At 66.6% G+C, this 24,275-nt stretch carries 27 protein-coding genes; 20 read left to right on the top strand and 7 right to left on the bottom strand.

Annotated features, from left to right (window positions below):
- Nucleotides 1-67: 67 nt before the first annotated feature.
- From JAO74_RS09780 to JAO74_RS09770, 3 genes are all read left to right on the top strand, one after another.
- A complete protein-coding gene (locus tag JAO74_RS09780) occupies nucleotides 68-964 on the top strand; it encodes a sigma-70 family RNA polymerase sigma factor (protein WP_199037472.1) in 897 nt (298 codons plus the stop codon).
- 113 nt (nucleotides 965-1,077) lie between these two features.
- On the top strand, nucleotides 1,078-1,584 hold the full coding sequence (locus JAO74_RS09775; protein ID WP_199037470.1) for a hypothetical protein: 507 nt from the start codon (nucleotides 1,078-1,080) through the stop codon (nucleotides 1,582-1,584).
- Nucleotides 1,585-1,674: 90 nt separating this feature from the next.
- Nucleotides 1,675-2,886 carry a helix-turn-helix domain-containing protein gene (locus JAO74_RS09770; protein WP_233150868.1) on the top strand — a complete coding sequence of 404 codons (1,212 nt, stop codon included), beginning with the start codon at nucleotides 1,675-1,677 and terminating at the stop codon, nucleotides 2,884-2,886.
- A 30-nt stretch (nucleotides 2,887-2,916) separates the two neighbouring features.
- Here JAO74_RS09770 and JAO74_RS09765 read toward each other — a convergent pair whose 3' ends face one another.
- Nucleotides 2,917-3,351, bottom strand: a complete 435-nt coding sequence (locus JAO74_RS09765) for a flagellar biosynthesis protein FlgB (protein ID WP_199037467.1) — start codon at nucleotides 3,349-3,351, stop codon at nucleotides 2,917-2,919.
- 4 nt (nucleotides 3,352-3,355) lie between these two features.
- Nucleotides 3,356-6,100, bottom strand: a complete 2,745-nt coding sequence (locus tag JAO74_RS09760; protein WP_233150867.1) for an NHL repeat-containing protein — start codon at nucleotides 6,098-6,100, stop codon at nucleotides 3,356-3,358.
- Nucleotides 6,101-6,206: 106 nt separating this feature from the next.
- Between JAO74_RS09760 and JAO74_RS09755 the strand changes: the two genes are divergently transcribed.
- The 6 genes from JAO74_RS09755 to flhA all read left to right on the top strand — a co-directional run bounded on the left by JAO74_RS09755 (nucleotide 6,207) and on the right by flhA (nucleotide 13,387).
- Nucleotides 6,207-7,226, top strand: a complete 1,020-nt coding sequence (locus JAO74_RS09755) for a flagellar motor switch protein FliG (RefSeq protein WP_416194300.1) — start codon at nucleotides 6,207-6,209, stop codon at nucleotides 7,224-7,226.
- Nucleotides 7,227-7,236: 10 nt separating this feature from the next.
- On the top strand, nucleotides 7,237-7,929 hold the full coding sequence (locus tag JAO74_RS09750) for a FliH/SctL family protein (protein ID WP_199037463.1): 693 nt from the start codon (nucleotides 7,237-7,239) through the stop codon (nucleotides 7,927-7,929).
- A 111-nt stretch (nucleotides 7,930-8,040) separates the two neighbouring features.
- Nucleotides 8,041-9,630, top strand: coding sequence for a flagellar basal-body MS-ring/collar protein FliF (gene fliF / locus JAO74_RS09745; protein WP_233150866.1), 1,590 nt, complete (start codon nucleotides 8,041-8,043; stop codon nucleotides 9,628-9,630).
- Nucleotides 9,631-9,644: 14 nt separating this feature from the next.
- Nucleotides 9,645-9,992 (top strand): flagellar motor switch protein FliN, encoded by a 348-nt coding sequence (gene fliN, locus JAO74_RS09740; RefSeq protein WP_199037458.1) that lies wholly within the window; start codon nucleotides 9,645-9,647, stop codon nucleotides 9,990-9,992.
- A complete protein-coding gene (locus tag JAO74_RS09735; protein WP_199037456.1) occupies nucleotides 9,992-11,299 on the top strand; it encodes a sigma-54-dependent transcriptional regulator in 1,308 nt (435 codons plus the stop codon). The genes fliN and JAO74_RS09735 overlap by 1 nt, the downstream gene beginning before the upstream one ends.
- Before the next feature lie 9 nt (nucleotides 11,300-11,308).
- On the top strand, nucleotides 11,309-13,387 hold the full coding sequence (gene flhA, locus JAO74_RS09730) for a flagellar biosynthesis protein FlhA (protein WP_199037454.1): 2,079 nt from the start codon (nucleotides 11,309-11,311) through the stop codon (nucleotides 13,385-13,387).
- A gap of 273 nt (nucleotides 13,388-13,660) precedes the next feature.
- On the opposite strand, the gene JAO74_RS09725 is transcribed toward flhA, so the two are convergent.
- On the bottom strand, nucleotides 13,661-14,938 hold the full coding sequence (locus tag JAO74_RS09725; RefSeq protein WP_233150865.1) for a hypothetical protein: 1,278 nt from the start codon (nucleotides 14,936-14,938) through the stop codon (nucleotides 13,661-13,663).
- On the opposite strand from JAO74_RS09725, the gene JAO74_RS09720 reads away from it, so the two are divergent.
- Together JAO74_RS09720 and JAO74_RS09715 are read left to right on the top strand one after the other, a co-directional pair.
- Nucleotides 14,931-15,542, top strand: a complete 612-nt coding sequence (locus JAO74_RS09720; RefSeq protein WP_199037450.1) for a flagellar hook-length control protein FliK — start codon at nucleotides 14,931-14,933, stop codon at nucleotides 15,540-15,542. The two genes, JAO74_RS09725 and JAO74_RS09720, sit on opposite strands and share 8 nt — an antisense overlap.
- Nucleotides 15,543-15,554: 12 nt before the next feature.
- Nucleotides 15,555-16,226, top strand: a complete 672-nt coding sequence (locus JAO74_RS09715; protein WP_199037448.1) for a flagellar hook assembly protein FlgD — start codon at nucleotides 15,555-15,557, stop codon at nucleotides 16,224-16,226.
- A gap of 167 nt (nucleotides 16,227-16,393) precedes the next feature.
- Here JAO74_RS09715 and fliP read toward each other — a convergent pair whose 3' ends face one another.
- The 3 genes from fliP to JAO74_RS09700 are packed head-to-tail and all read right to left on the bottom strand — an operon-like array spanning nucleotide 16,394 to nucleotide 17,698.
- Nucleotides 16,394-17,125, bottom strand: coding sequence for a flagellar type III secretion system pore protein FliP (gene fliP, locus JAO74_RS09710; RefSeq protein ID WP_199037446.1), 732 nt, complete (start codon nucleotides 17,123-17,125; stop codon nucleotides 16,394-16,396).
- Nucleotides 17,118-17,462, bottom strand: coding sequence for a flagellar biosynthetic protein FliO (locus JAO74_RS09705; protein WP_199037444.1), 345 nt, complete (start codon nucleotides 17,460-17,462; stop codon nucleotides 17,118-17,120). The genes fliP and JAO74_RS09705 overlap by 8 nt, the downstream gene beginning before the upstream one ends.
- Nucleotides 17,462-17,698, bottom strand: a complete 237-nt coding sequence (locus JAO74_RS09700; RefSeq protein ID WP_199037442.1) for a FliM/FliN family flagellar motor switch protein — start codon at nucleotides 17,696-17,698, stop codon at nucleotides 17,462-17,464. Before JAO74_RS09700 ends, JAO74_RS09705 begins: the two co-directional genes overlap by 1 nt.
- A 116-nt stretch (nucleotides 17,699-17,814) precedes the next feature.
- On the opposite strand from JAO74_RS09700, the gene flgC reads away from it, so the two are divergent.
- From flgC to flhB, 5 genes are read left to right on the top strand one after another with little or no spacing between them, the layout of a single operon-like run.
- Nucleotides 17,815-18,222 (top strand): flagellar basal body rod protein FlgC, encoded by a 408-nt coding sequence (gene flgC, locus JAO74_RS09695; RefSeq protein WP_199037440.1) that lies wholly within the window; start codon nucleotides 17,815-17,817, stop codon nucleotides 18,220-18,222.
- Between the two features lie 12 nt (nucleotides 18,223-18,234).
- Entirely contained in the window at nucleotides 18,235-18,558 is a 324-nt protein-coding gene (locus tag JAO74_RS09690) for a flagellar hook-basal body complex protein FliE (RefSeq protein ID WP_199037438.1), read from the top strand.
- Complete coding sequence (gene fliQ / locus JAO74_RS09685) at nucleotides 18,558-18,821, top strand: flagellar biosynthesis protein FliQ (RefSeq protein ID WP_199037436.1); 264 nt, start codon at nucleotides 18,558-18,560, stop codon at nucleotides 18,819-18,821. Before JAO74_RS09690 ends, fliQ begins: the two co-directional genes overlap by 1 nt.
- A 16-nt stretch (nucleotides 18,822-18,837) precedes the next feature.
- Nucleotides 18,838-19,590, top strand: a complete 753-nt coding sequence (locus JAO74_RS09680) for a flagellar biosynthetic protein FliR (RefSeq protein WP_199037434.1) — start codon at nucleotides 18,838-18,840, stop codon at nucleotides 19,588-19,590.
- Nucleotides 19,591-19,594: 4 nt separating this feature from the next.
- A complete protein-coding gene (gene flhB / locus JAO74_RS09675; RefSeq protein ID WP_199037432.1) occupies nucleotides 19,595-20,656 on the top strand; it encodes a flagellar biosynthesis protein FlhB in 1,062 nt (353 codons plus the stop codon).
- A 113-nt stretch (nucleotides 20,657-20,769) separates the two neighbouring features.
- Here flhB and JAO74_RS09670 read toward each other — a convergent pair whose 3' ends face one another.
- On the bottom strand, nucleotides 20,770-21,195 hold the full coding sequence (locus tag JAO74_RS09670; protein ID WP_199037430.1) for a flagellar assembly protein FliX: 426 nt from the start codon (nucleotides 21,193-21,195) through the stop codon (nucleotides 20,770-20,772).
- A 158-nt stretch (nucleotides 21,196-21,353) separates the two neighbouring features.
- Between JAO74_RS09670 and JAO74_RS09665 the strand changes: the two genes are divergently transcribed.
- From JAO74_RS09665 to JAO74_RS09650, 4 genes are all read left to right on the top strand, one after another.
- Nucleotides 21,354-22,388 (top strand): flagellar basal body P-ring protein FlgI, encoded by a 1,035-nt coding sequence (locus tag JAO74_RS09665; RefSeq protein WP_233150897.1) that lies wholly within the window; start codon nucleotides 21,354-21,356, stop codon nucleotides 22,386-22,388.
- Nucleotides 22,388-22,690 (top strand): rod-binding protein, encoded by a 303-nt coding sequence (locus JAO74_RS09660; RefSeq protein ID WP_332908775.1) that lies wholly within the window; start codon nucleotides 22,388-22,390, stop codon nucleotides 22,688-22,690. Before JAO74_RS09665 ends, JAO74_RS09660 begins: the two co-directional genes overlap by 1 nt.
- Nucleotides 22,680-23,102 carry a flagellar protein FlgN gene (locus tag JAO74_RS09655; protein ID WP_199037425.1) on the top strand — a complete coding sequence of 141 codons (423 nt, stop codon included), beginning with the start codon at nucleotides 22,680-22,682 and terminating at the stop codon, nucleotides 23,100-23,102. The genes JAO74_RS09660 and JAO74_RS09655 overlap by 11 nt, the downstream gene beginning before the upstream one ends.
- A 332-nt stretch (nucleotides 23,103-23,434) precedes the next feature.
- Nucleotides 23,435-24,275: HAMP domain-containing protein (locus JAO74_RS09650; RefSeq protein ID WP_233150864.1), on the top strand; the 841-nt coding region annotated here is incomplete at its 3' end.

Genomic DNA, 24,275 nt, shown 5'->3' with positions numbered 1-24,275 from the left:
ATATTAACCATTCGAGCCCAAATTGTCCTTGTCAGGCGGAACGGTCCGCCGAGTGGGGAAAAGTTCGATGTCCAAGACCACCGCCGCGCTGGAAGCCGCCGTCGCCGTCGTGATCGCCGCTGCGCCTGCCGAGGGCGCCAGCCAGACCAATCGCCAGCGTGTGGAATCGGACCGGGCCTTTGCCGCGATCCTGAAGCTGATCGCTCCCCGCATCCGTCACTTCATCCGTCAGTATGGTCTGGTCGCCCATTGGGACGATGCCGAGCAGTGCTGCGCGATCGGCGTCCACCGCGCGATCCAGGCCTATGACCCGGCCAAGGCGCAGTTCACGACCTTCGTGAACTGGCAGCTGCGCGGCGAATTGCAGGCGCTGCGTTTCCGGTTGATGACCGACCAGCGTCAGTCGGCCAAGAAGGTCGCCGCCACCACCGTTTCGCTGCACGCCGGCGGGATCGGCGTGGACGGTGAGGAGACATCCCTGGAATCGATGATCGTCGACGAGGGCGCGCTGGAACTGACCGAGTCGGGGGCATCGGCCTATATGGCGGCGGTCACGCGGTCGAAGCTGGTCGAGGAATATGTCGATCACTTGCGCGTCGTCGGCACCGAGCAGATGAAGCGCCGCGCCCGCACCAGGGCGACCGAGCGTCCCGCCGATCCGTCGGTACCGCGCCTGAAGGCCTCGCTTTACCCAGTCGATCCGGCCGAAGCCGCCGCGATCGAGGAGAAGGTGGCGCTGCACCGCGAGGCGATCATGCGCCGCCTGACCGATGATGGCGACGTCGACAGCGGTCAGGTGGACGAGGCGGCGCGCGAGCGCCTGCGCCAGGTGGCCAAGCGGGCGACGGCAGCGATGGCCGATCTCGCCAGCCGCACGCCGCGCTTTTCCGAAGCGCTGGCGAATCCGGCGACCTCGCGCTGGCGCCGTGCCGCCACCGCCGAGGAAGCGACCGTCGCCGGCTGATCGGGATCAGCCGAATCGACGAATACGAAGGTGTTGATAAATACTTGACGAACCCGAACCGCGCCCTGCCTCGTCGTCCTAAGATACAGGAGAACGGCAAGAGGCGCGCTGACATGATGACGACCACCATCGCGGATATCCCGGCCTGTGCGTTGCTGCCGATGGCGGACCGGCCGTTCCTGCGCGCCGCCCGCGACATCGCGCTGCTGGCCGATGGCCTGTTGGCGACCCGTGAGTCGCCGCTGTTGGCGCTGTCGCTGCCCAGTGACGGGTGGGCGGGTGCCTATCCGATCGTGATGTGGGACGATCGCCTGCAACCCTGCGCGCGCCGTATCCGCACCGCTTGCGAATCACCGATGATGTCGCCCGCGCTCGATGCGCTGTGTCTGGCGGCGGATGCGATGCACGACCGTTTGATCGCCTGGCGCTGGAGCGAGGTGGCTGCGCGGGGGCTGTGCGCCATCACCGATGGCACCGGCGTGGCGCTGATCGGCGAGGCACCGACGCCCGGCATCGACTGGCTGGTGCGGATGCCGCTGCTGGCGACCATCGTCGTCCCCTTTGCATCGGACGGGGTGTGGAGCCTGCTGACGGCGGAGGTAAACCCTACGGTTCACTGATCGCGCCAAACCTCAACCTTTGTTAATGCTATCGTTCATATGGGATGACTTGAGGAGTCCGGCTAGGCATAAGTCGGGCGACGGAGGGTCATGACGCGACGGGAAGATAGTGGCGGGCTGGTGCCCGAACGGGCGCGCGGCCGTGGCCGGAGACCCGCGTCCGTCGCCTTGATCGAACGGCGTGACGGCGGGATCGCCGTCGATCCGTATCGCAACATCGTGTTCCCCAATGCGGTTCGCGAACAGCGATTGCGCGCGGGCCATCCCAAGTTGCTGGCCTTTGCCGGCGGCATGCCCGGCATCCCCTATATCCGGTTATCGAAGATCGAGCGGGGCGAGGTGTTCGCCCGCGCCGACGAACTCGCCGCGATCGCCGCCCGGTTGGGCGTCGATGCCGGCGATCTGCTGGTCGATGTCGAGGCGGACGGGTTCGACATCGCGGCATGGTTCGCGCCCTTTGCCGAGGGCGCGGCGCTCGACGATGAGGCCGAGGCGCGGTTCGCGCTGCTGCTGGCGGCGGCGGTGCGGGCGCGGCGCGACGCCGATGCGCGGCTGACGGCGCCGGTGATCGACGCCGAATTCGGTATCGCACCGGTCATCCTTTCGCGGATCGAGAATGCGCAAAAGGGTCTTGGGCGGTGGAACGGGCCGACCATCATGGCGCTGTGCCGTTTATTCGGCGTGTCCGACGAAGCGGCGCTGCGGGCGCTGGTGACAGACCGTTTCCAGAATGGCGAGCTTGCCCGGTTCCTGACCGCCATCCCCGGCGCCGCCGCGCGCGAAACGCGCACGCGACAGCGGGTGACGGCACTGCGCCGCGAACTGTCGCAACTGACGATCGCCACTCCGACGGGGCAGGGGCCGCGTACCTTCGCACCGATCGAACCGCGCGTGCCGGGGGCGCCGCCGGCATCGCTACCGCTGCCACCGGGACAGGCACGCCGCTTCGTCCCCGTGCTGGGTATACCGATGGCCGATGGCCTGATCGCGTTGACGCCGACCGGTGCGCGGGTCGAAGCGCCGGCTCAAGCCGGATCGCGCGCTTACGGTGTCCGCATCGGCCGCGCGACATTGGGTCCGGGCATGCCGGGGCAGGCGACGGTGGTCGTCGATCCCGATCGTTTTCCGCAGGCGGGCGGACTGGCGCTGGTGCGCGACGGCGAGGGGCATCGATTGCTGGCGGTCAGCGTCGGTCGCGACGGCCTGTTGACCGGACACAGCGTCCATCCACCGCGCGAGATCGCGCTCGATGCATTGCCGCCGGCGGATGTCGCCGCGGTGGTCGCGGCGGTGTTCCTCTAGCCGGACCGGTCACGCCTGCGGTGGTGAAGGTCAGCCACCGCCACCGCGACCGAGCGCGGTCTTCAACAGGGATTGCTGCTTGCGATAGAGGTTGGTCATCGCGGTGAAATCGGCCTGCACCTGACCCATCTTCAGCAACTGGTCTTCCAGCGTCACGTTGTTGCCGTCGGGCTTGGTTTCGGCGACGTCGTGGTCGAGGACGATCGAACCGCCGCTGGTCGGCCGGGCGCCGAGCGCCGCCATCGCACCGGTGATCTGCACCTGTGGGCGGGCGATGCGGGTGGTGCCGCCGCCGGCGCCCTGTTGCGCCAGCAACTGTGCGAAGTCTAGCGCCTCGACCTCGCGCGCCTTGTAACCGGGGGTTTCCGACTGGGCGATGTTCTGGGCGATGACGCGCTGGCGTTCGGCCAGATGCTTCATCTCGCGCGTGATGCCGGCCAGGATCGAGGGAACGCCGTCCGCCATGTCGTCAGAATCCCGTATAGGAGCCGCTGCCGCCCGACAAACGGGTGAGCGCGGCCTGATAATTGGCCAGTTGCGCTTTCTCGATCACGGTCGATCCACCCTTCTTGCCCGCTTTGGCGGGCGTGTCGGCCAGCGCGGCCTTGGTATCGTCCCAATATAGCGAGCGATACGCCGATTGGGTGAAGGAGATCGCCTGATTTACACGCGCGAGCGAATTGGCTGCCTCCGCCTTGGTGTCGATGCGCAGCGCCGATGTCAGGTCGAGCTGGAAAGTGCCGCCGGGTCTGACCGTCGGGGCATCATCGGCGCGAGTGGCGGGGGCGGAGATGCGGCGCGCGCCGAGACCGAGTTTGGCCAGCGCGTCGCGATCGCCGCTGCCGGCGATCAGCTGGATTTCGTTGCCCGCCTTCACGTCGATGCGCAGGCTGCGACCGTCGTCCTTGAGCGGCGACGTGACGGTGGCGACGCGCGATCCAACCAGCTGGCGGACACGGTCGGTCAGCGTCGACAGCGTATCCTTCTCACCGATCGTCACCTTGCGCAGCGCGCCGCCGTTGATCCGGATCGAGAATTCGTCACCGGCGCGCAGACTGGTCTGCGCCTCCAGCTTCACTGAATCAGTCGGTGTCAGCGTGCCGCGGTGAAGGCCGAGCGCACCCAGCATGCTGCCGCCGCCATCGACCGCGGACAGGCGAACCCCCTCCGCCACGGTATCGACCGTCCCGTACTGGCTGGTCGATCCTACCGCGCCGGTGCCGGCATCGATGCGTGCGACGAAGGCGTCGACGGTGCCGGTCTTTGCCGCGCCCATCGTGCCGGTGGTGCGACCGCCGACATAAATCTGGTTATCCAGAAAGGCGACGCTGTCCGCCTGATCCTCGCCCGACGATCCCAGATAGGTGGTCCGCGATCCCGACAGGCCGGCGTCGATGCGCGTGACGAAACCGTCGCGGCCACCGCTCATATTATTGGTCTGGTTGCCGGACAGCGCCGCGTCGGTCGCCCCGGCCACCGCGATGCTGCCGTCCGCCGCTACCGCCAGCGCACGGGCATCGGCGCGGCCGAGATCGATCGAACCGAGATCGGTGGCGAGCGCGGCCTTGTCGATCCGGCGCAGCGTCGCCTTGCCCTTCTCGCTGGTCAGCGCGAGCAGTTGCCCGTCCGCGCCGATCGCCAGCGCCTTCACCTGATCGGTGCCGCCGCTGTCGATCGTGCGCCGCTCGACCAGCTTCCCGGTCGCACTAAGCCGGGCGAGATAGGCGTCGCCACCGCCGGTCGACGATCTGCCGCCGACATAGATCGCACCATCCGGCCCGACCGCGACCGCGCTGGCGGATTCCGCTCCCACCGATCGGACTGCCGTGGAAAAAGTCTCGTCGCCATTCGCATCGAAGCGCGCGACGAGCATGTCGCCATCGCTTTTCGTGCCATCCAGACTGCCGGTGATCGTGCCGGCGACGACGATGCCGCCATCGGGCGCGATCGTCACCGATGCGCCATCGGCGCTGCCGGCGGCGCCCAGCGTGCGTTTCCACACGACCTTGCCCTCGCTGTCGACCTTGCTCAGCAACAGGTCGTTATTGCCGTCCGACCGGTTGGCGCCGACATCGCCGGCGCTGGTGCCGACGACATAGCTGAACCCCTGCGCATCGGTGGCGATGGCGTTGGCGCGCGTGTCGGCAAAGACGGTGGTCGCCTTGACCTTGCCCTTCGGATCGGCATCGGCGGCGACCTTTTGACGGTCGGTGGCGGGACGATCGATCGCGGTGATGCTGTCCAGCGTCCGCCGCGTCATCGTTCCGGCGGGATCGTCGAAGCGGGTGATCCTCGTGTCGGTCTTGCCCTTGGCCGGCGTCACGCCACCCGCCACCATCAGCGCATCGGCGCCGCCGACCTGATCGATCGCGACGGACTCGAAGCCTGCGCGGTTCAGGCCCATGCCCCATTTGTCGCCATATTTGCTCGGCACGAACTTGACCGCCGACCAGCGTGGCACCTGCTTGCCGTCCGCATCCAGTACCGGCTGGCCGTTCGCATCGCGACGGGAAACCGCGCCGATCGCGGTGTTGAGCGCATCGGCGACACTGTCGAGCGTCGGCGGCTGCGGGGTGGTGGACAGATCGACGGTGATGATGTCGGGCGCGGCGCCGGGTTGCGACAGGGTGATCCGCAGCTTCTCATTGCCGGTCATCCCGCTGAGCGCACCCGTCCGCGTATCGCGCACGCCCTTGCCCGGCACCGTCGCGGCGGACATCGACGAGGCGGATTTGATGCCCACGGTCTGCGCCTGTCGCGCGGTCTTGGCGAAGGCGATGTCGACCTGGTCCGACGGGGCGGAGGCGAGGAAGGTTTCGAGGTCGGCCAGCCCCTTGGCAAAGCTCTTTTCCAGCAGCGGCCGTTCGGCGGAACTGGTGGTGTCCTTCGAGGCGCTTTCCGCCAGCAGGCGCAGGCGGTCGAGCGCCTTGTAGGTGGTGAAACTGGTCTGGATATCGTCGGGCAGGGGGGTGGCGGTGCCGGTCGTCGCCTTGTCGATGATCGTCTTCATGCCCTTGATCGTCGAAATCTGGCTGGAGACCGGCAGCGTCGACGGTGTCGCCTTCCACGGCGCGACGGTTTCCTTGGTGGTGAAGGCGGCCTTCGCCTGGCGCTGCGCCCGCGATTCGATCGTCGGCGTCGCGAACGCGGTGAAGCTGTCCGTGCCGCTCAGGATGCTCAGGCCGATCAGCCCGTTCGAATTTCCACTCATCATCGAATGTGTCCTTCGGCGTCCGGGATGCCACCTAATTCCTATAATAGGATGAACGACGATCTGCCGGGCCACTCGCGGCCCCCGGAATGGAGCGATATCGACGATGATGCTGGCCGAGCCCCCCGAGCTGAAGCGCTATGGCGGCATGGAGCGCGCCGCCGCCCTGATGCTGGTACTGGGCAAGGAGCATGGCGCCCCGATCTGGGAGCATCTGTCGGTCGAGGAGATCAAGGAACTGTCGGCCGCGATCGCGCTGCTGGGGCGGGTGCCGTCGCCGGTGGCGGAGCATCTGCTGGTCGCGTTTTCCGGCGAAGTGTCGGCGATGAGCGCGCTGCACGGGTCGTTCGAGACGACCGAGCGGCTGCTCGACGGCATCCTGCCGAACGACCGGGTGCGTGAGATCATGGAGGATATCCGTGGCCCCGCCGGCCGGACGATGTGGGACAAGCTGTCCAACGTCAGCGAGGCGGTGCTGGCCGGGTATCTGAAGAACGAATATCCGCAGACCGTCGCGGTCATCCTGTCGAAGCTGAAGGCGGATCATGCCGCCCGCGTACTGGGCCAGTTGCCCGAGGATATCGCGATCGACGTCGTCCAGCGGATGCTGCGAATGGAGACGGTGCAGAAGGATGTGCTGCTGCAGGTCGAACAGACATTGCGCAACGAATTCATGAGCAACCTGTCGCGGGCGCAACGCCGCGATCCGCACGAGGCGATGGCCGAGGTGTTCAACGCGATGGACCGGTCGACCGAACAGTCGATGCTGGGGTCGCTGGATGAACATGCGCCGGAATCGGCCGAGAAGATCCGTGCGCTGATGTTCACATTCGAGGATCTGGGCAGCCTGTTGCCGTCGGCGGTGTCGGCGATCGCGCGTCAGGCGGACAAGCGCGAGATGGCGCTGGCGCTGAAGGGTGCGCCGGAGATGATCCGCCAGCTGTTCATGAGCACGATGACCGAACGCTCCGCCAAGCTGATGCGCGAGGATATGGCCGGCATGGGCCCGGTGCGCGCACGCGATTGCGAGGAGGCGCAGAGTTCGCTGGTCCGGCTGGCCAAGTCGCTGGCCGACCGCGGCGAAATCCTGCTCGCCGATCCCAAGAGCGACGATGCGATGATCGTCTGAGGATAGCGCGATGGACACTTCCTTCCACATCCGCCCGTTCGCGTTCGATCAGGTGTTCGAGGCGATCGCCGCTTCCGCGCCGCCGGTCGGCGCCGATGCGGTGGACGATATCGACCTGCCGCTGCGCGTCGCCGCGCTGAAGGCGGAGCTGGCGCTGGCGCGGCACGGCTTCAACGAGGAACTGTCGCGTGCGCGGGCGGACGGCTTCGATGCCGGGCTGAGCCATGCGCGGACCGAGCGGGAGGCCGCGTTATTGATCGCCGCCGATGGCCTGCACGCCGCGGTCGAGGGGATGGACGCACGGCTGGGCGACGTGGAGGACGATCTGGCGCGCGAGGCGGCGGCGGTGGCGCATGCGGCGGCCGAGTTGCTCGCCGCCCGGTCGCTGGCGGAGATGCCCGGCGCCGCGATCGACGAAGCGGTCGGCCGCGTGCTGCGCCAGGTGGCGCGCGGACAGGAAATCCAGGTTTCGGTGGCGCCGGCCTTGGTCGAGGAGATGGAGCGGCTGGTGGCGGTGCGTCAGGCCGGCGACCGGCGTCGGCTCGCCATCGTCGTGATCGCCGATCCGGTGTTGCAGCCGGGCGATGCGCATATCCATTGGGATCAGGGCGGGGTCGTGCTCGACGCCGCCGCGCGCGGCGTCGCGGTGCGTGAAGCGCTGGCCGCGCTGTTGCCGCCGGTCGGTGCCGCCGTCGCGGACTGACCCGGCAAGTTTTTCCGCCCGGCAGGAACTGCCGCCCCTTCGCTCCTTCTATAATGAACATGGCACTGGTTGCCGTGTCGTTTGGAGCAAGGCTTGGACCAGGTCCGCACAATGTTGGCGCAGATCGGCCGCCAGCGGTTGATCGTGATGGGGGTGGTCGCGGCGGTGATGCTGGGCGTGCTCGCCCTGGTGGCGACGCGCGGCGGCAATGCGTCGATGGGCTTCCTCTACACCGATCTCGATCCCGCCGCCGCGCAGACGATCACCGAAAAGCTGAAGGCGCAGAACGTGCCGTTCCAGCTGTCGGCCGACGGCACGTCGATCATGGCGCCCGAGGACAGGCTGGCCGAACTGCGCATGAGCATGGCCGGCGAGAAGCTGGGCGGCAAGATCGGGTACGAGGTGCTCGATGCCGAGGAGCCGTTCGGCGTCTCCGCCAGTCGCGCCAAGATGAACGAGACGCGCGCGATCGAGGGCGAGTTGTCGAAATCGATCGGCACCCTCCAGAACGTCTCCAGCGCGCGGGTCCATCTCGTCATGCCCGAACGCGCCCTGTTCGCGACGACGCAGAGCAAGGCGAGCGCGGCGGTGACGGTGAAGACCAAGGGTCGTTTGCCCGCCGAATCCGTCCAGTCGATCCGCTATCTCGTCGCCTCCTCCGTTCCCGAACTGTCGCCTGAATCGATTTCGGTCGTCGACCAGACCGGCGCGCTGCTGGCGCGGGCCGGCGATGCATCGACGATGGGTGCGAGCGGCGCCGACGAGCGGCAGACACAGGTCGAGAGCAAGTTGCGCGACGAGGTCGAGGCGCTGCTCCAGCCGATCGTCGGCGAGGGCAAGGTCCGCGCCGAAGTGTCCGCCGATATCGACCGCGACCAGACTCACGAGGAATCCGACGTCTTCGATCCCGACAAGCAGGTCATCTCGCATCAGGTGTCGGTCGGCAGCAAGAACCAGTCGAGCGACAATCAGCCGGGACCACAAGGGTCCAGTGTCGCCCAGCAATTGCCCGAGGCGCAGGGCCAGCCCGCGACGCCCGGCAGCAGCCGGACCGAAGGACGCGAGGAAACGTCTGAGGACACGTCCTACGACAACAGCAAGACGCACAGCATCGTCACGCGCGGTCCCGGCCGGATCAAGCGGCTGACCGTCGCGGTGATGGTGGATGGCGGTGCCAAGGGGCTGCCCCAGCCGCAGATCCAGCGGCTGACCCGGCTGGTCGAGAATGCGGTCGGCATCGATACTGCGCGCGGCGACAGCGTCGTCATCGAAAGCATGGCGTTCGCCGCGACAGACACCGGTGACGAGCCGTCGATGCTGTCGAAGCTGCCGACCGACCAGATCCTGGGCTTCCTGAAGCTGGCGCTGATCGCGGCGGTCGGGCTGGTGGCGATCCGCATGATCCGGCCGAACCCGGCCTCTGCCACCGAAGCACTGACCGGCCCCGGTGGCGAGGCGTTGCCGGCACCGGCCGGCGCGGCGGGCAATGCCGGTGGCGAGGCGGGTGCCGCGACGCTGACCGGTCCGGAAGGAGACGGCGGCGTGCGCCAGCTGTCGAGCCTGCACGGCCTGGATGACGAGATCGCGCTGGCCCAGGTCGATGGCCGGGTGAGGCTGAGCGCGCTGCAACGCGTCGGCGACGCGATCACCACCGCACCGAATGAATCGGCCGCCGTGATCCGCCAATGGATGAATGCATGATGGAGACGATGAACATGACCGATCTTTCGCCCGCACTGCAACCTACGGTCCCGACCGCCGATGTCGGCGCGCTGCTGGAGGAGTTCGGCGGTGACGCGATCGGCGCCGACACCCATGCCCTGACCGGGTTGGAAGCGGTGTTCGACGTGCCGGTGAAGGTGCAGGCGGTGCTGGGCCGGTCGCGGATGCCGATCGGCGAACTGCTGCGGCTGAAGGCCGGCATGGTCGTCGAACTGGATCGCCGGGTGGGCGAGCCGGTCGACATCTTCGTCAACGATCGCCTGATCGCGCGCGGCGAAGTGGTGATGATCGACGATTCGCTGGGCGTGACGCTCACCGAAATCGTCCAGCCGGAGCGCTGATGCACGTGGACATCACGGCCGAGACGAGATTGCTGTTGATCGGCATGCCCGGTGGCGAACTGCGCCTTGCCGCGACGATGGCGCGCGAGGCGGGGGCCGAGGTGATCATGGCCGACCAGCCGGACGCCGCGCTTAATATCCTGCGCGGCGCCAGTGTCGGGCTGGTGATGATCGACGTGATGGCCGACGTCGCTGGCTTCGTCGCGCAGTTGCGCCGGGAGCGGTTCGTCGTGCCGGTGATCGCGTGCGGCATCGATGCGCCGGCGGAGCGGGCGGTGGCGGCGATCCGGGGCGGTGCGCGCGACTACGTCCCGTTGCCTTCCGACCGCATGATGATCGCCGCCGCCCTCGCGATCGCCGCCACGCCGCCGGCGACGCGGGTGGTGGGAAACCATCCCGCCTTCCTGAAGGCGATCGATTATGCCGGCGCCATCGCGCCAGGATCGTTGCCGGTCTCGATCGTCGGCGAAACGGGGACCGGACGCGCGCTGCTGGCACGGGCGATCCACGTGGCCTCCGGGCGGTCGGGTCCGTTTCTTGCGGTAGAATGCAACGGCACCGCCAGCGTGATGGTGGAGGCCGAACTGTTCGGCCATCGGCCGGGCGATTTGGCAGGTGTTCCCACCGGCCGGCTGGGCAAGCTGGACGAGGCCCGCGGCGGCACGCTGTTCGTCCGCGACATCGACCGGCTGGCGCCTGAAACGCAAGGCCGGCTGATGCTGGCGCTGATGGACGATCGCGCCGGGTTCCGGCTGATCGTATCCAGCGCTTGTGATCTCGCCACGCTGGTGCCGACCGGCGACTTCCGCGCCGATCTGGCCGCGCGCCAGTCCACCGCCCGTATCGACCTGCCACCGCTGCGCGACCGGGCCGGCGATATCGCGCTGCTCGCGCCGCATCTGGCCGAACGGACCGCGCGGATCGAGGGCGGGGCGGTGCGCCCGGTCGATGCCGCCGCGGTCGCGCTGCTAGGTGATTATCCGTGGCCCGGCAACGTCCGCGAGCTGGAGGACGTGATGCGCCGCGCCGTCATCCTGGCGCGCGGCCCGGCGATCGGGCGGGAGGATCTGGTACTGGTCGACGGCACCCGCATGCTTGCCATCGCCCGCCCCCAGGAAGCCGGTGTCGACGGTCTGGTCGGCCGCACGGTCGAGGACGTGGAGCGCGCGCTGATCCTGCGGACGCTGGAACGGTGCCGCGGCAACCGCACCTCCGCCTCGGGCATCCTGGGCATTTCGGTCCGCACCATGCGCAACAAGCTGCGCATCTTCGTCGAGGCGGGCATCCCCGTCGCGCCGGCCGCCTGAAGGTAGATCATGGGTAATTTCCTGCCGGCCCTGCAGCGCATCGGTGCCAGCCGCGACATCGCGCTGGCGATCGGCGTCGTGTCGATCATCGCGATGCTGATCCTGCCGATGCCGGGCTGGCTGCTCGACCTGGGGCTGGCGTTGTCGATCACGCTGTCGGTCATGATCCTGATGACTGCGCTGTTCATCGAGAAGCCGTTGCAGCTGTCGGCCTTCCCGACGATCCTGCTGATCTCGACGATGCTGCGACTCGGCCTGAACCTCGCGTCCACGCGGCTGATCCTGGCGCATGGGCATGAGGGGCCGGACGCGGCCGGCGGGGTGATCGGCGCGTTCGGCGAGTTCCTGATCGGTGGCGATACCGTCATCGGTCTCACGATCTTTGCGATCCTGATCGTCATCAACTTCGTCGTCATCACCAAGGGCGCGGGCCGCATCGCCGAGGTCGCGGCGCGCTTCAGCCTCGATGCGATGCCGGGCAAGCAGATGGCGATCGACGCCGACCTGAACGCCGGTACGATCGACGAGAAGCAGGCGCGCGAACGCCGGTCGGAAGTGGAAGCGGAAAGCGGCTTCTATGGTTCGATGGACGGTGCGTCCAAGTTCGTGAAGGGCGACGCCGTCGCCGCGCTGATGATTACCGCGATCAACGTGTTCGTCGGCCTCATCATGGGCGTCGTCGTCCACGGCGTGCCGGTGGGCGAGGCGTTCCACACCTATACGCTGCTGACGGTCGGCGACGGTCTGGTCAGCCAGATCCCGGCGCTGATCGTGTCGATCGCCGCCGGCCTGCTGGTGACCAAGGGCGGCGCGGCGGGCAAGACGGGCGAGGCGCTGGGCGAACAGCTGGGCCGTTATCCCAAGGCGTTCGGCATGGTGTCGGTGTTGATGGGTGGTCTCGCGATCATTCCCGGCCTGCCGTTCGTGCCGTTCGCGTTGTTCGCGGGCGCCACCGGCTGGGCGGCGTGGAAGCTGAACAAGGATGCCAATGCCCGCGTTGTGCAGGAACGCGTCGCCATCGCCCAGGCCGCCGCAGCGGAGCCGGTGGCCGAGGAACCGATTTCGCGCACGCTCCAGATCGATGCGATCCGGGTCGAGATCGGTTACGGTCTGCTGCCGATCATCAACGATTCCGAGGCCGAACCACGGCTCGACGATCAGGTCCGCGCGCTGCGCCGGCAGATGGCGGTCGATTACGGTTTCGTCTTGCCGTCGGTCAGGATCATCGACAATATGGGGCTGAAGCCCAACGAATATGTCGTCCACATCAAGGAGACGGAGGCCGCGCGTGGCGAGATCCGGCTCGACCGGCTGCTGGTCATCAACCCCGGCGGCGACGCCCCCGCGTTGCCCGGCGAACACACGCGCGAACCGGTGTTCGGCCTGCCGGCGCTGTGGATCGACCGGTCGCTGCGCGACGAGGCGGGCATGCGCGGGCTGACCGTGGTCGATTGCGGCACCATCATCACCACCCACCTGACCGAACTGGTGAAGGACAACATCGCCGACCTGCTGAGCTATACCGAGACGCAAAAGCTGTTGAACGAAGTGCATACCGAATCCGAGAAGCTGGTCGCCGATATCGTGCCGTCGAAGATTAGCGTGTCGGGCGTGCAGCGCGTGCTCCAGAACCTGCTGGCCGAGGGCGTGTCGATCCGCGACGTGCCCACCATCCTTGAGGGAATCGCCGAAGCGGCGCCGGTGACGTCGAACATCACCCAGATCACCGAACATGTCCGCGGCCGGCTGGCGCGCCAGATTTCGGCGCAACAGATGCGCGACGGCGCGATCCCGATCGTGACGCTGTCGGGCGAATGGGACGAGGCGTTCGCGACCAGCATCGTCGGGCAGGGCGAGGACCGGCAGCTGGCGATGGCGCCGTCGCACCTCCACGCGTTCCTGGGCATGGTGCGCGAGACGTTCGACCGGCTGGCGAACGAGGGCGAGATCCCCTGCCTGCTGACCAATCCATCGATCCGCCCTTTCGTGCGATCGATCATCGAACGGGTACGGCCCGCCACCGTCGTCCTGTCGCAGAACGAGGTCCACACCCGCGCCCGTATCCGTTCGCTGGGCGTGATCGGGTGAGCCGCGCGTCGCCTATAATGACGAATGGCCAGGTGCCGCCGCGAGGGAGAATGCGATGATCACGACCGCTGCGGCCGATACCCTTGCCGGGCTGTTCGCCGGTGCGCCCGCCACGGGCGATCATGCCGTGACGTCCGGCGTCGCATTCGGACAGGTGCTGTCGGCGAGCGCCGATATGCCCGTCGCACCGATGACGCCGCTGATCTCCCGGACGATGCCGGGCATCGCCACGCTGCCGATCGGTACGCTGATGGGGACGGGATCATTGCCCTTTCAGGCATCGACCCTGCCGTCCGCGCTGTCCTGGTCAGGGACGAGCGTGCCGGTGACGCCCGGTGGCACGATGCCATCCACCGGCCAACCGATCGCGCTATCGCCGCCGACCGTAGATATTATCCCGGCTACATCCGTGCCATCGCCCGCCGTCCTCATGAAGGACGCGTCGCTTGCCGCTGCCCCGTCAACTATTAAGCCGGCTGGCCAAGGCATGCCGGTGATCGACCCGCAATCATCAATGACGACGGTGCCGTTCACGATGGTCGGTACGTCGATCAGATCAGCCCCGTTACCCACCGTCGTGACGGACCGATCGCTCACTGATGTTCCGCCAGCCACCGAGAAGACCGAACGGCGCATACCAGTGATCGAGCGGCCGTCGTCAATGACGACGGTGCCGTTCATGATGGTGAACATGCCGATCAAAGCGGCCCCGTTACCTCCCACTGTCGTGACGGACGGATCGCTCATCGCTGCCCCGCCATCCCTTGAGCCGGCTGGCCGACCGGTGCCGGTGATGCATGAGCCCTCCATGCCGATCGCCAGCGATACGCTTAAGGCTCTCATTCCAGCACGCACGGCGCCTGTGGTCGAAGCACTGTTGCCGGAGATAGCTACGTTCGATCCGCCGGCATCGACGCCAGCGAAAGCCGAGACCACCACTGCCACGCCAACGACTGATGGAAGCGAGGCGCCTCTGCCGCCCGCGTCTGTGGGCAAGGTGGAGCGGCCGGTGGTTGCCACCGACCGGCTGACCGGATCGACCGTCGCACCGACGTTCGATACCGTGACGGCTTCCCCCGCCGATCCGGCACCGGTCGCGCCGAACGAAACGGCGCTAGCGCCGGCGCGGGCAGCTAGCGCGAAGGGTAATTCAAGGCGTGCTGAGGCCGAGGAAATAGCGCCGGACAGGCTGGTCGCGATCAGTGTCGATCCGCTGGCGATGCCTTCGCCTGCTACGGTGCCAGCGGCAATGCCATCCGGGCCTTCAGGAAGGCCGGTCATCACCGGGGAACGAGACGGCCCTATGCCATCGGTCGATGATCGATCCGACAGTGCCGACCACAAACCGGTGAAGAGGTGGTCGTCCGGTGCCGTCCCGCTGCCGGCAGAGATGGTCGTTGCGCCAATCAAGATGGCAACTACGGCAGCCGGGAAACCGGTAGCCGCGGCGGCCCCGAGCGCACATCCGGATATCGTCCCTCCATCGCAGACGGACGCCGCATCCTTGCTTGCCGTCGATAGCGGCACGACGACGGCACCGGATATGGCCACGTCTGCGCCGCACGTCGGCAACGCCATGCGCGAAGAGGGGCGGATGACCGAAACCGGTCCCGTCAATGCGCAACCCGCTTCGTTCGCCAACCTCGTCACCCATACGGAAAAGACCGCCGCACCTGCTCCCACAGCTGCCGCGCCAGCGCCACCGGCGGAGCCGCGCGTCGCGGCGCAGCCGGGCCGGATGGGACAGGAGATGGGCGTCGCGATCGCGCGCCATGCCGCCACCGGCGGGGGAGAGGCGATGACCGTGCGGCTCGATCCGGTCGAATTCGGGCGGATCGAGGTGACGCTCTCGTTCGACGACAGCGGCACGATCCGGGCGGTGGTGGCGGCGGAAAGCCCCGCCGCGCTCGACCTGTTGCGCCGTGACAGCGCCGATCTCGGCCGGTCGCTGGCGGAGGCGGGCATCCGATCCGACGCGCAGAGTTTCCGTTTCGACACGCGTCAGGGCAGCGCCGACGGCAGCGGGCAGGGGGGACAACGCTGGCGGCAGCAATCGGCCGCCGGCACCCGCACCATCGCGCAGGCCACCGACGACAATCCCGAACCCGTTTACCGGCCGCTGCGCACGCAGGGCCGGGTCGATCTGATGGCCTGAGGAGTAGCAGCCATGACCACGACCACCTCCGTTGCCGCGCCTACCACGGCGGCGGCGACCGCCGCCGCGGCGCTGAGCAAGAATACGTCCGACTACACGATGTTCCTGAAGCTGCTGACGACGCAGATGCAGAATCAGGACCCGCTGAAGCCGATGGATTCCACCGAATACACCTCGCAGCTCGCGCAGTTCTCGCAAGTCGAACAGACCATCAAGCAGACAACCGCGCTGAGCGATATCCTGAGCCAGCTGTCGACGCAGAATCTGGCGCAGGCATCGTCGCTGATCGGTCGCGAGGCGGTGGTCGATTCAGCGGTGTCGGGGCTGACTGCGGCGACGCCGGCGCAATGGTCGTACACCGGCAGTCGCGACGTCGCCTCGATCGAGATGTCGATCACGAATTCATCGGGCAAGGTCGTGTCGAAGCAGACCGTGTCGGGTGACGGCGCCAAGGGGCGGCTGACATGGGATGGTGCGTTGGCCGATGGCAGCAAGGCGGCCGCCGGTGCTTATACCCTGAGCGCCACCGGCAGCGATTCGTCGGGGGTCAACGTGCCGCTGACCATCGCGGCCACGGGCAAGGTCGCGACGGTGGAGTCGGTATCGGGGGCCGTGACGCTGGGAATCAACGGGATCGAGGTGCCGCTGGCCAAGCTGGTGAGGCTGGCCGACACGGCGGGGTAACTATTCCTGGAGGACTGAGCGATCCAGCGCAGTTCCCCGGCGAAGGCCGGGGTCCAGTTGGGCAGGCCGTCTTGAGATATATAAGCCCTTCACCCAACTGGGCCCCGGCCTCCGCCGGGAAAAAAATAAGTTTTTGGAGGCGGGGCGGGGGCAAAGGCGTGAGAAACTCACCCCCCCGTGCCGAAACTCTTCACGAGCGATCCCGCCACCAGTGCCCATCCGTCGACCAGCACGAAGAAGATGATCTTGCACGGCAACGAGATCGTCGGTGGCGGCAGCATCATCATGCCCATCGCCATCAGCACCGCCGCGACAGCGAGGTCTATGACGAGGAACGGCAGCAGCAGCAGGAACCCGATCTCGAACGAACGCCGCAGTTCGGAGATCATGAAGGCCGGCATCAGGATCGGCAGCCCGATCTGGTCGCGCGCCACCGGCGGCTTGTTCGAGAGCCGCGTGAACAGCGCGAGGTCGTCGTCGCGGACCTGGCCCAGCATGAACTGACGAAAGGGTTCGGCGGTCCGTTCGAACGCCTGAGCCTCTTTGATCTTGCCGTTGGTATAGGGCTGCACGCCGCTATTCCATGCCTGTTCGAAGGTTGGGGCCATCACGAACAGCGACAGGAACAGCGCGAGCGAGATGATGACCGGGTTGGGCGGCACGCCCTGCGCGCCCAGCCCCGTGCGGAGCAGCGACAGGGCGACGACGATGCGCGTGAACGAGGTGATCGTCATCAGGATGCCGGGCGCCAGGCTCAGCACCGTCAGCATCAACACCAGCTGGATCGCACGGGCGGACAGCGTGCCCTCTCCGAACGTCACCGATGCGCTTTGCGCCATTGCGGCGGTGGGTGCGAACAACAGGGTCGCGGCCAGCGCGATGCGAAGCGCGTTACGCATTGTACCAGTCTCCGTCGAGCGACGGGCACAGCACCATGTCCTGAAACGCCTGCCGCTCCTCGGCGCGCAGGATACGGGTTTCCAGCACGGTCGCGCGGTCGGGGTGGAGCACGAACAGATGCTCGCGATCGTCGCGGCGGATCAGCACGACGGAGCGCTTCTGGTCGAGCTGGATGCGTTCGATCAGCTCGACGCGGCGGCCCGACCGGCCGGGCTTCGTCACGGCGCGGCCGGGCAGCTGGATGTCGTAACGACGCACGATCCACAGCGCGCCGGCCAGCAACCCCAACACTGTGGCGAGCGATCCCATGGTGCGCATCAGCGACACGAGTTCCATCAGCCGCGCAGCCCGCGCACGACTTCGGTCACCTCGATCGACATCTGATCCTCGTTGACGAGGACGCGGCCCTTGGCGACCAGCTTGCCGTTCACATAGACCAGGGTCGGGTCGTCATGTCCGCAATCCAGCGGAATCATCGCGCCGCGTCCCATGCGCAGGATCTGGCGGATGGGGACATGGGTCGATCCCAGAACGACCGAGAGATCGATGGTGATGTCTTCCAGAACGGACATGCGGGCAGGCTCCTTATGAAGCCTTTGTAGGAAAGAATTGCCGGGTCCCGACCGGGGGCGGAAAAACTTGCCTATCATTCCGGTGTCAGCGCCGATCGTGGCGCCGGGAGACCGACATGGACCTGAATACGGCGGTGAAGGTGTCGGCGTCCGGACTGCGGGCGCAGTCGCTGCGGATGCGGATCATCGCGGAAAACCTCGCCAATGCGGATTCCACCGCAGCTACGGCGGGGGGCGATCCGTATCGCCGCAAGGTCGCCAGCTTCCGCGCCGATGTCGACCGCGCAAGCGGCGCGGAAACGGTCAAGGTGCAGTCGATCGACGGCGACAAGACCACGTTCCAGCGTACGTACCAGCCGGGCAATCCGGGGGCCGACGCCGCCGGATACGTCCTGCGCCCCAACGTCAATTCACTGGTCGAGGCTGCCGACATGAAGGCGGCGCAACGATCCTACGAAGCCAATCTGAACGCCATCGAAGCGGCCAAGACGCTGACGATGCGCACCATCGATCTGTTGAAATAAGGAATAACCGACATGTCTATCGGAGCATTGGACGCCACCTCCGCCTATGGCCGGGCGCTGGGCGTCGGCAAGTCAGTCGCGGGCGCGGCCGGTGACGCGGCGAAACCGTCCACGACGGGCGGCGGGTTCGGCGGCATGGTCGAATCGATGGTCGGCAACGCCGCCACCTCGATGCGCGCGGCCGAGGCGGCCAGCGCCAAACAGGTGGCCGGCAAGGGCGACCTGATCGACGTCGTGACCGCGATGGGCGCGGCGGAAACCGCGCTGGATACCGTCGTCGCGGTGCGCGACCGGATGGTCGCCGCCTATTCCGACATCATGCGGATGCAGATCTGATGACGCCCGGCGACACGATCGACATCGCCAAGGCCACGCTGGTCGTCGTGCTGACAATCTGCGGGCCGTTGCTGCTGACGGCACTGGTCGTCGGCATGGCGGTCAGCCTGTTTCAGGCGCTGACACAGGTGCAGGAACAGACGTTGACCTTCCTGCCCAAACTCGTCGCGATGGGCATCGTGATGCTGCTGACGCTGCCGATGATCGGCCATGCGCTCAGCGATTTCACCCGCGTCGTCTCCGACCACATCATCCACGGCTGATCGATTCATGGAGGGCATGGCGGGAATACCGGTCGAGGCGACCGCCTTCCTGTTGCTGTTCGCGCGGGTCGGGGCGGTGCTGATGGTGCTGCCGGTGTTTTCGGAGGATGCGATTCCGGGTCGCATCCGCATGATGATCGCGTTCGCGATGACGCTGGGGCTGTGGGGGCTGTTGTCGCCCTATGTCATGCCGTTCGCACGCGACACCGCGATGCTGCCGGGCATCGTCGTCGTCGAACTGCTGACGGGCCTTGGCCTCGGCATGCTGGTGCGGATCATGTTCTTCGCGATGGCGACGGCGGGGTCGATCATCAGCCTCCAGATCGGCCTGACCAGCGCCCTGTTGTCGGATTCTCAGCAGGGCGGGCAGGCGATGGCGCTGTCCAAGTTTGTCAGCGTCGCGGCATCGGTGGTGTGCATGGCGTTGCTGGTCCATCACCTGTGGATCGCGGCGATCGTGCGGTCCTATACGACTTTTCCGGTCGGCGGGCTGCCGGCGGCGGGGGATTTCGCCACGCTCGCCTTTGCCACCGCCGGGCGATCGCTGGCGCTGGCGGTCAGTCTGGCGGCGCCGATGATCGTCTATGGCATCGTGTTCAACACCGCGCTCGGCCTGTCGGCGCGTCTCGCTCCGGCGATCCAGGTATTCTTCGTCATGCAGCCGCTGAACCTGGTGTTCGGTATCGCCCTGTTCGCGACGCTGGCCGGCGCGATGATGACCGCGTTCGCCGGATCGATGGCGAGCTGGGTCCAGGCTGGCTGGGGCTGACGCCGTGGCGGACAAGGACCAGAAGACACAGGACCCGACCGGCAAACGGCTGGACGATGCCCGCAAGAAGGGTGACATCGCGATGTCGCCGGAAATGCGGCACGCGATCGGGTTCGTGGCGATGCTGGCGGTACTGGGCGGGATTGGGGTGCATGCCTTTGCCCGGCTCGCGCGCCTGCTGGTGCTGTTGTGGAGCAATGCCGACGATTACCGCTTCGTCGGGGACGGCGCGCAGGGGTTCGCTACCGGCCTTTTCACCCAGATCGGCCTGACCTTCGCGCCGCTGTTCGGCATGTTGATGGCGTTCGCGGTGTTCAGCGGGCTGGTGCAGGGCCGGCCGGCGATCGTCTGGTCGCGGGTCGCGCCGAAATGGAGCAAGGTATCGCCCGTCGCCGGGTTCAAGCGCTTGTTTTCGGTGCGCGCGCTGGTCGAACTCAGCAAGACGTTGGCCAAATGCGGCGTCGTCATCGCGGTCGCGACTTGGGTGTTGTGGCCGCATGCGGTGGGGCTGGATACGCTGGTCGGCGCCGATCCGGCCGATGTCGGCGCGGCGGCCGGCGGGCTGGTGGTGACGCTGGTGAAGGCGGTGGCGATCCCCGTCGCGGCGATCGCGGGCGCTGACCTGATCTATCAGCGGCGCAGTTGGCTGTCGAAGATGCGCATGACGCTGCAGGAGGTGAAGGACGAACATAAGGAAAGCGACGGCAATCCCAAGATCAAGGCCAAGATCCGCCAGATCGCCGCGCAGCGATCGCGCCGGCGGATGATGGCGGCGGTGCCGACCGCCAGCGTCATCATCACCAACCCCACCCATTATGCCGTCGCGCTGAAATACGATCACGGCAAGATGGGCGCGCCGGTGGTGGTGGCCAAGGGCGTCGATACGATGGCCCTGAAGATCCGCGAGGTCGCGACCGCCGCCGGGGTGCCGATCATCGAGAACCGTCCGCTCGCCCGCGCGCTCCACGCGACGGTCGAGATCGACCGCCCGGTGCCGCCGGAACATTATGCGGCGGTGGCGGAGGTCATCAGCTACGTCATGAAGCTGGCGAAGCGGCAGCGGTAGAGTAAGATGACTTCGGCCTGATCCGTCATTGCGAGCGCAGCGAAGCAACCCAGGGCTTCACGCGGAACACTGGGTTGCTTCGCTGCGCTCGCAATGACGAAGGGGTTTGTGCATCACGCCGTCAGGTCGTGCTTCGCCAGTTCCACCCGCACGCGCAGTTCGATCTCGCGCGCGACCTCGCCCAGGGCCGGATCGTCCGGCGGTGTGAAGCCCTCCACCCACGCCGCCATCTCGCGCAGCCTCTCCGGCGAAGGCTCGCCCGTCGCCAGGTCGCGGTGCAGGCGTTCCAGCATCGACAGGCCGCGATCGGTTTCGGCCGCCAGCTTGCGCCGCCGCTCGACGACCGGATCTGTGGCGGCCAGCGCGATCAGCATCTGGACGGAGGAAACGGGGTTGGCGGTGACCAGATTGGTCGGTGCGGCCGCGGCGGTGGGCGGCGCTGGTGCGGCCGGTCCGTCGAACACCCCGGCGCTCGCCTTGCCCGCGGTCGCCGCCAGCAGGGTCTGACGCAGAACGGAGGCGACATTGTCGATGCGCAATTCGCCGTCCTCCGACCGGGTGCAGCCCTGTCTATCCTATAAGGCTGACTATGCAAAGGCTCACCCCCCCGGCCCGCCGATCGCGCGCCCGACGTCTGGCGCGATCGGGCATCGGCCTTTTCGCCCTGCTGCTGGTCGCCGTACCCGCCGCCGCGTCGATGCGCGTCAAGGACATCGTCGATATTGAGAATGTCCGCACCAACCAGTTGGTCGGATACGGCCTGGTCGTCGGCTTGCCCGGCACTGGCGACCGCACCAACAACTCGCCCTTTACCGAAGAGTCGCTGCAGGCGATGCTGGAGCGGATGGGCGTCAATGTCCGCGATGCCAAGATGAAGCCGGCCAACGTCGCCGCCGTCTCTGTCACGGCGACGATGCCGGCGTTCGCGCGGCGCGGCTCCACCATCGACGTGCAGGTGTCGGCGCTGGGCGATTCCACCAGTCTGCAGGGCGGCACATTGCTGGTTTCGTCGCTGCGTGCGCTGGACGGTGAGATCTATGCGGTGGCGCAGGGGCCGGTGGCGATCGCGGGTTTCGCGGCGCGCGGCGCGGGGGCCAGCGTGACGCGCGGCGTGTCCACCTCTGCCCGGATCGCTGGCGGCGCGATCGTCGAGCGCGAGGTTCCGTTTGCGCTGCGATCCTCGACCAGTCTGAAACTGGCGCTGAAGAATCCCGATTTCGCCACCGCGCGCAGCATCGCCGGCGCGATCAACGGCCGCTTCGCCGGTTCCGCCAAGGTGCTTGACCCCGGCACCGTAGAGATCGCACCCGGCGGCGCCTATCGCGGCGATGTCGTCGATCTGATGGGCGAGGTCGAGAATCTGGCGGTCGAGGTCGATCAGCCCGCGCGGATCGTCATCAACGAGGCTTCGGGCACCGTCGTGATGAGTGCCGATGTGCGGATCAGTCCGGTCGCGATCGCGCAGGGCGGGCTGACGATCAGCGTGTCCGAAACGCCCGTCGCCTCGCAACCCGCGCCCCTGTCGGGTGGGCAGACCGCCGTGCTGCCGCGAACGCGTGTGGCGGTGGACGATGGCGGCGGTGCGTCGCTGGCGCTGGTCGGCGGCGGGGCTTCGCTGAAGTCTTTGGTCAGCGGGCTGAACACGCTGGGCGTGTCGCCGCGCGACCTGATTACGATCCTTCAGGCAGTGAAGAGCGCGGGCGCGCTCCAGGCCGCGATCGAGGTGCAATGATGGATATCGTTCCGACGGCCGCGTCCACCGCGCCGCCCGTTCCCTCTCGCCCTGCTGGCAAGACGCCCGCCGAAACGGCGAAGTCGTTCGAGGCGGTGTTCGTCGGCCAGATGACCAAGCTGATGATGGATACCGCCGAGGTCGATGGCAATTTCGGCGGCGGCCACGGCGAGGAGATGTTCCGCGGCGTACTGGCCGAACAGCTGGGCACGACGATCGCATCGGGCCGGGGCATCGGCCTTGCCTCGATCGTGATGAAGGAAATCGTTCGGTTGCAGGGAGGTGCGGCGCATGTGGATTGATCTGGTCGACGCCATCGCCTCGCTCGCCAAACTGGTGGACGAGGAGAACGACCGGCTGACGATGCCGATCAACCATCCCGATCTGCCGGGCATCGTCGCCGCCAAGTCGCGGCTGGCGGGGCAGGTTGAGGCGGAGACCGCGCGACTGGCGCGCGAGGACCCGGACTGGCTCGCCACGCTCGACCCCGATGACCGGGGCAAGGTGACGGCGCTGATCGAAACGCTGCTCCGGCGCCTGTCGATCAACGCCAATCTGCTCGATCGCCGTATCCGGCTGTGCGACGACCTGATGGGCGCGATCGCCGCCGAGGCGCAGCGGCTGACTGGTGCACGCAGCACCGTGTACGGCGTGCGCGGCACGTTACGGCTGAATGAGAACCCCGCGCCGATCTCGGTGAACGGCCAGTTCTGATCGGCGAACACCGCGGAACAGCATTCGGTTCCGGGTCTGGTGTACGCCTCATATTCCAGAAAATAATTATTAACGTTCAAAAAGCCGAGTGACATCCAGGATCAATTATCCCGGCTAATTCTGTAAAGGGCATTGCGTTGAAAATACTGTCATCAACCAATATTGCTACGAAAATCGTATCCCTGTTTATCATGCTGGGAATGATTACACTTTTCGTTGTGTGGAACGCTTCTGCACAAATAAGTAGCTCAAATTCTATATACAGCAAATTATCCAGTATAAACGATGCAGATACGACGACTTTGTCACGTATCCATCAACGAATGACTGGCATGCTGTATAACAGTTATATGGCCATTAATTATGGGTCAAATTCCTCTATCGGACAATCTGCAGAAGCGCAGGTGAAAAAGGACTATGAGGAGGCGTTGGCAAAACTGGCAGAATTACGTGATCGCGAACCGAATGGTCCCGAAACTGCCGAAGTTGCACCGATACTGGCGCGCTTGAACTCGATCGTAGATCGGGCGATTGGTTACAGCAAATCCGGAAAAGTGGAACAGGCTCGCCAATCACTGGCGGAAGGTGACAGGATCGATCGATCCTTCTCCCCTAAACTTCGTGCGATGATTATCAAGCGTCAGGAGGATGGCCTGAAGCTGTCCACGAAGCTTTCCGATCAAGCAAAATTCACAGTTATAAACCTCTATACCGTTGCTATTATTGGTCTTTTGGGCGGTATTGCACTCGCGATTTTTGTTGTGCGCGCCAGTATCACCGGCCCCCTTGCTCGCCTGCAAACCCAGATGGGTGGCTTCGCGTCCGGCGATTACCGGGAAGCCGTATTCGGCCAGGACCGCGGCGACGAGGTGGGCCAGATGGCGAAGGCGGTGGCGGTGTTCCGGGAGAACGGGATCGCCAAGGAGACGGCCGATGCGGCGAAGGCGCGCGCCGATGCCGAACAGAAGATGGTGGTCGATACGGTGTCGGGCCATCTGTCCGACCTGTCGGACGGCGATCTGACGGTGACGATCGCACAGGAGTTCCCGCCCGAATATGCCGGGCTGAAGTCGAACTTCAACGAGGCGCTGGGCAAGCTGCGCGACCTGATCGGCGCGGTGTCGGAGAGTGCGACGACGATCCGGACGGGATCGGGCGAGATCGCGCAGGCGT

The organism is Sphingomonas mollis (assembly GCF_016427505.1).
GTDB classification, from domain to species: Bacteria; Pseudomonadota; Alphaproteobacteria; order Sphingomonadales; family Sphingomonadaceae; genus Sphingomonas; species Sphingomonas mollis.
Note: the sequence above shows the minus strand (reverse complement) of the source record. Positions and strands in the feature narration are given on the sequence as shown.